Source organism: Streptomyces sp. NRRL S-495 (genome assembly GCF_000966955.1).
GTDB classification, from domain to species: domain Bacteria; phylum Actinomycetota; class Actinomycetes; order Streptomycetales; family Streptomycetaceae; genus Kitasatospora; species Kitasatospora purpeofusca.
On sequence record NZ_JZWY01000533.1, the window covers coordinates 1 to 5977 of the forward strand.

5 protein-coding genes are annotated in these 5977 nt (G+C 75.1%); all 5 read right to left on the bottom strand.

Annotated features, from left to right (window positions below):
- The coding region (locus VR45_RS26100) for a thiamine pyrophosphate-dependent dehydrogenase E1 component subunit alpha (protein WP_234326171.1) at positions 1-747 on the bottom strand (747 nt) is incomplete at its 3' end.
- Entirely contained in the window at positions 744-1658 is a 915-nt protein-coding gene (locus tag VR45_RS26105) for a phytanoyl-CoA dioxygenase family protein (RefSeq protein WP_045942290.1), read from the bottom strand. The genes VR45_RS26105 and VR45_RS26100, both read right to left, overlap by 4 nt.
- A gap of 37 nt (positions 1659-1695) precedes the next feature.
- Complete coding sequence (hppD, locus tag VR45_RS26110) at positions 1696-2709, bottom strand: 4-hydroxyphenylpyruvate dioxygenase (RefSeq protein WP_045942291.1); 1014 nt, start codon at positions 2707-2709, stop codon at positions 1696-1698.
- Between the two features lie 73 nt (positions 2710-2782).
- Positions 2783-4045, bottom strand: coding sequence for a beta-ketoacyl-[acyl-carrier-protein] synthase family protein (locus VR45_RS26115; protein WP_045942292.1), 1263 nt, complete (start codon positions 4043-4045; stop codon positions 2783-2785).
- On the bottom strand, positions 4042-5721 hold the full coding sequence (locus VR45_RS26120) for a class I adenylate-forming enzyme family protein (protein WP_045942293.1): 1680 nt from the start codon (positions 5719-5721) through the stop codon (positions 4042-4044). Before VR45_RS26120 ends, VR45_RS26115 begins: the two co-directional genes overlap by 4 nt.
- Between the last annotated feature and the right edge of the window lie 256 nt (positions 5722-5977).

Below are 5977 nucleotides of genomic sequence, written 5' to 3' on the forward strand. Positions count from 1 at the left end.
GATGTGTATAAGAGACAGGGCCCGCACCGCCTCGGTGTCCATGCCGTCCACCTCGGTGGCCGGGATGCCGAAGGCGGCGGCCCGGCCGATCGCGCTGCCCGCCACCGCGGTGCCGGCGGGCAGGGTGGTGGCGTAGCCGTTGTTCTCGCAGACGAAGAGCACCGGCAGCCGCCACATCGCGGCCAGGTTGAGCGACTCCAGCAGCACGCCCTGGTTGAGCGCGCCGTCGCCGAAGAACGCCACCGCGACCGCGTCCGAGCCGGCCTGCCGGTCGGCCCAGGCGGCGCCTACCGCGATCGGGGCGCCGGCGCCGACGATGCCGTTGGCGCCGAGGATGCCCAGCCGAAGGTCGGCGGCGTGCATCGAGCCGCCCCGGCCCCGGTTGGACCCGCCGACGCGCCCGGCGAGTTCGGCCAGCATCCGGGCCGGGTCGAGACCCCGGGCCAGCACATGGCCGTGGCCCCGGTGGGTGGAGGCGAGCCGGTCACCCGCGCCGAGCGCGGCGCAGACGCCGACCGCGACGGCCTCCTGCCCGATGTAGGGGTGGATGCCGCCGGTGATCACCCCGGACTTGACCAGGCCGAGGGCCCGCTCCTCGAAGGAGCGGATCAGCCGCAGCATCCGGTACCGCCGCTCGGGCGTGTCGAGCGCCGCCACGGCGGGTGGGGAATCGGCGGGTGAGGCGGCGGGCACGGTGTCGGCGGGTGCGATCTCGGGCGCGGTGTCGGCGGGTGCCCCAGGGGTCACAGCTCTCCCCGCCAGACGGTCGGGCAGAAGTCCGGGTCGGCGTAGTCGGGCCGGCCGTCGGGGGTGCGGCGGACCAGCACGTCGTGGTTGTAGACCACCGGCCCGCCGTCCGGGCGGGTGGCGGCCTGGTACGCGTTGCCGCCGTCCTGGAGGTGCAGCGAGACCGCCCGGCGCGGGTAGGAAGCCAGGTTGGGACCGCTGCCGTGGTAGGTGCGGCAGTGGTGGAAGCTGACGTGCCCGCGCGGGATGACCATCGGGACCTTGCGGACCTCGGTGCCGTTGTACTCCGCGTTGGCGTCCAGGATGGAGTCCAGCTCGGAGTTGTCGCGTTCGGCGAAGTGCCGGGTGGAGTCCTCCCCGGAGGACAGCTCCTTCCAGCGGTGGCTGCCGTCGACCATGGTGATGGTGCCGTTCTCCTCGCTGCAGTCGTGGAACGGCAGGAAGGCGGTCAGCATCCGGTCCGAGGAGGAGGTCTGCCAGTAGTGCTTGTCGAAGTGCCACGGCACCTGGTTGCTGGGCTCGCCCGGCACCGGGGGCTTGTAGATGAGGGTGGCCTGGAAGACCCGGACCTCCTCGGCCTCGGCGAGCAGCGCGGCGACGGCACCGAGCAGCGGCTTGCGCAGGATCGCGCCGATCGCGTCGCTCTCGTAGTGCACGTAGTCGTTGTGCCGCTGGACCGGGCCGTCCGCGGCCTCCCAGGCGGCCAGGCGCGGCGGGCGGACCGGCAGGGTGCGGTCGCGGTGGCCGGTGTAGTAGTGCTCGGTGGCGGCCTGGAGGGTGTCCAGCTCCTCGTCGCTGAACAGCCGGCGGGACAGGTACCAGCCGTGCTCCAGGTAGCCGGCCACCTCCTCGGGGGTGGGCAGCAGGGCGCGTTCGGCCTCGGTGAGGTGGAACTCGGGTGCGGTGGTCATGGGGGTCGGGCCTCCTCTTCGGGCGGTGCGGGTGGAATCAGACGGAGGCGGCGGCGCGCTGCCGTTCGACGGCCTCGTACAGGGCCTTGATGTTGGCGGTGCCGAAGGTGCCGGCGCCCTGGCGCTCGATCAGCTCCACGAAGTACGTCCGCCGAGGGTGGGTGGACCGGGCGAAGATCTGGAACAGCTGCCCGCCGTGGTCCTGGTCGACCAGGACGTCCAGTTCGCGCAGGGTCTCGACCGGGATGGCGGTGGCGCCGAGCCGCTCGGCGAGCGCGTCGTAGTAGGTGCCGGGCGTGGTCAGGAACGCCACGCCGCGGTCGCGGGCGCCGCGCACGGCGGTGGCGATGTCCCCGGTGCGGAAGGCGAGGTGCTGGACACCGGCGCCGTCGTGGTCGGCGAGGAAGGTGTCGATCTGGCCCGCCCGGCGGCTGGTGTCGGGCTCGATCAGGGTGAAGGTGACCTCGCCGGAGGCGCTCTGCACCACGCTGGAGTCCATCGCCTGCTCGCCGACCTCGATGTACTCGCCGAAGATCCGGTGCATGCCGAGCGCGGCCTCGCAGAAGCGCACCGCGTCCGCCAGTTGGCCGGCCGGCAGGCAGATCGCGGCGTGGTCGAGGGCGTCCAGCAGCTGCGGGCCGGCCCCGTCCGGCTCGGCCGCGGCCGGCGCCTCGGGGACGAACCGCAGGGCGGTGTCGCCGAAGCCGGCCACCAGTCCGCCGGCCCGGTCCAGGACGCGGGCGCCGTGCCGCTCGGCGCGGTCGAGGGCGGCCTGCGGGTCGGGGCAGGAGAGCGCGAGGGCGGCCACGCCCTCGCCGTGCCGGGCGGCGTAGCGGGCCACCGGGTGCTCCGGGTCGGCGGCGGAGCGCAGCAGGAACTTGATGCTGCCCTGGCGCACCAGGACGGTGCGGGCGTGCGCGGACTCGGCCGCGGCGAGCTGTTCCGGCTCGGGCGGGACGGCGGTGAAGCCGTAGTCGGCGCAGAGCCCCGCCGCGGTGGCGTCGGCGTCGGCGCTGTGGTACTCGACGTGGGCTATGGACTGGATGGACAACGGGATCTCCCCGGGGGATCGCGAGTTGACGAGTGGCCTGGCACGGGTGTCCGCGCCGCGCCGCAGGGCGGCGTCAGCGGAGGGACGGGGTGGAGGCGGGCTCGAAGACCAGGCTGAGGTTGTGCCCGCCGAAGGCGAAGGCGTTGCTCAGGGCCGCGGTGAGCGGGCCGGTGCGGGCCGCGCCCCGGACGTGGTCCAGGTCGCAGGCCGGGTCCGGCTCGGTGAGGTTGACGGTCGGTGGCAGCGTCCCCCGGGCCACCGCGAGCGCGGTGACCGCTGCCTCCAACGCGCCTGCGGCGCCCAGTAGATGACCGGTGGCCCCCTTGGTGGAGCTGACTGCGGGGGTGTGTCCGCCGAAGACGGCCCGCAGGGCGGCGGTCTCGGCGACGTCGCCGAGCTTGGTGCCGGTGCCGTGGGCGTTGACGTAGCCGATGTCGGCCGGGGTCAGGCCCGCGTTGGCGAGGGCGGAGCGCATCGCGTCGGCGGCGCCCGCGCCGTCGGGGCGCGGCATGGTCGGGTGGTGCGCGTCGGTGGAGGCGCCCCAGCCGGTGAGTTCGGCGTAGCCGGCGGCGCCGCGGGCGGCGGCGTGCTCGGGGCTCTCCAGGATCAGGACGGCGCTGCCCTCGCCCAGCACGAAGCCGTTGCGGCGGCTGTCGAACGGCCGGCTCGCCTGCGTCGGGTCCTCCCAACCGGAGGACAGCGCACGGGCGTTGGTGAAGGCGGCGGCGATGGTGGGGTGCAGCGAGGATTCGGTGCCGCCGCACACCACCACGTCCGCGTCGCCGGAGCGGATCAGGCGCAGGCCCTCGGCGACGGCCTGGGCGCCGGCCGCGCAGGCGGTGACGATGGCCGTGCTGAAGCCGCGGATGCCGTGCTTGATGGCGATCCGGGCGGTGGCCATGTTGGAGAGCATGCCGGGCAGCAGGTACGGGCTGACGCCGGGGCGGCCGCGTTCGGTCCGCCGCTGCGACTGCTGCTCGAAGGTCTCCAGTCCGCCGCCGCCGGTGGCCAGCACCACGGCGGTGCGGTGCGGGTCGGCGTCGCGGCCGACGACCAGGCCGGCGTCGGCGAGGGCGTCGTCGGCGGCGGCCAGCGCGAGCAGCACGAAGCGGTCGACGCAGCGGGTCTCGGTGGGCGGCAGCACCTCGCGGCCGTCGATCGCCGGGGCGATGCCGGCGGCGTTCAGCCAGCCGTGGGCGGCGTGGCCCTCGGGGACGGCGCGGATGCCGGAGCGGCCGGCGGTGAGGGCGTCGAAGACCTCGGCGGGCTTGCGGCCGAGCGGGGTGACCAGGCCGATGCCGGTGACCACGGCGCCCGGGCGGCGGGCGGCGCTCATCGGGCGGCCACCGGGAGGGCGGCTTCCGGAGTGGCGGCTGCCGGGGCGGTGGCGACCGGAGCGGCGGCGACCGAGTCGAGGTAGCGCTGGCGCAGCAGCACCTTGCGCACCTTGCCGGTCGGGCCGAGCGGGATGTCGTCCCCGGAGACCACGAGCACCTGGCGGACGGTGGCCGCGGCCGCCTCGTCCAGGGCGGCGGTGACGCCCTCGGTGCGGTCGGCGTCCGGGTCGGCGCCGGCGGCGAGGACCAGCAGCACATCGGTGACCACCCGGTCGCCGTCGCGCACCGCGACCACGGTGCAGTCCAGCACGTCGGGGTGGGCGGCCAGCACCCGCTCCTCCGACATGGCGGTGAACAGCCGCTTGCCGTCGCCGAGTTCGACCGAGTCGACGGCCCGGTCGACGTGGTAGTAGTAGCCCTCCTCGTCCCGGTACATCAGGTCGCCGGTGAGGAAGCGGCCGCGCAGCCGGGTGCGGTAGGTGGTGGCCGAGTCGTTCCAGTAGCCGAGCGCCAGGGTCGGTGAGGTGGTGGCGAGTTCGCCGACCTCGCCGGGGCCGAGGGGCTCGCCGTCCGGGCCGACCAGCTCGCAGTCGACGAAGGCGTGCGGGCGGCCGACGCAGCGGCCGTAGCGTTCGGTGCCGGGGCCGTGGGTGATGAAGAAGTGCGAGTGGCCCATCTCGGTGGAGCCGAGGCCGTCCACGAACAGCGATCCCGGCACCCGGACCCGGCCCTCGCGGGTGACCGACTCGCGACTGCCGGCGGCGACGAGGCGGCGGATGTGCACCTCGTGGGCGCAGTCGCCGGTGTTCCACCAGAGCGCGACGGAGTCCAACTGTCGTGCGGTGAGATCGTGGTGGGCGAGCTCGGCCCAGGTGGCGGCGAAGCCGACCACGCCGCTGGGGCGCCACTGCTCGATCGCGTCCAGCACACCGGCGCCGGACTGGCTGGAGAGCACGGCGAGTTGGGTGTGCGAGGCGAGCGAGAGGTTGACCGCGATCAGGGTGGCGGCGTGCGGGGCGGGCAGGGCGCTGAGCATCCGCTCCTGTCCCTGCGGGCGGGGCAGCCGGGCGCGGTGGCGGATCGCCGCGTAGAGGCTCGCGTGCGAGTGGACCACGGCCTTGGGCAGTCCGGTGGTGCCGGAGGAGTGGGTGATCGCCACCGGGTCGTCGGCCGAGTGCCGGTAGGGCGCGGGCGCGGCCTGCGGGTCGCCGGCACCGAGCGTGGCGATCTCCGGCAGCGCGGGGGCGCCGGTCTCGTGGCCGGCCAGCGCGGCCAGGTGCGGCGGGTCGGCGAGGACGCCGACCGGGCCGAGCTTGGCGATGTAGCGGGCGGCCCGCTCGCCGTCCAGGTTGGGGTTGAGCAGCGCGGGGATGGCGCCGATCCGGGCCAGCGCGAGGAAGGCGAGGACCTGGTCGGCGGCGTCGCCGGCGTACACCACCACCGGGTCGCGGCGGCCGATGCCGAGGGCGTGCAGGGCGGCGGCCCGGGCCCGGACGGCGCGGTCCAGCTCGGTGAGGGTCAGCGGGTGCCAGGCGGCGTGCTCGTCCACCGGGGTGTCGAAGGTCAGCAGCGGCTCGTCGAGGCCGAGGCCGAGTTCGATGCGGCGGGTGAGGACGTTGCCGGCGCCGACGGCCGGGTCGTCAGCCAGCAGGGTGCGGATACTGCGGATGCTCACGGGGTGGATCCCTCCCGAGGTGCGGGGCGTGCAGGGTGTGCGGGCGTGCTGCGGCGGGACGCGGCGGGTTCGGGTCGGTGCTGAGGTCGGTGCTTCGGGTCGGTGCTTCGGTCGGTTCGAGATCCGGTCAGGCGACGGTGACCAGCAGGGCCACGGCCCGGTCGGCGCCGTCGGCGTCCTCCGCAGTGCGGTCGTCGGCCTGCTCGGCGGCGATGACGAGCACCTGGTCGGCGTCGCCGTCGGCGAGCAGCAGCTC

Bases quoted from the DNA above. Each gene is read 5' to 3' on its own strand.
- VR45_RS26105 (WP_045942290.1), bottom strand. From the start codon at position 1,658: ATGACCACCGCACCCGAGTTCCACCTCACCGAGGCCGAACGCGCCCTG.
- VR45_RS26115 (WP_045942292.1), bottom strand. From the start codon at position 4,045: ATGAGCGCCGCCCGCCGCCCGGGCGCCGTGGTCACCGGCATCGGCCTG.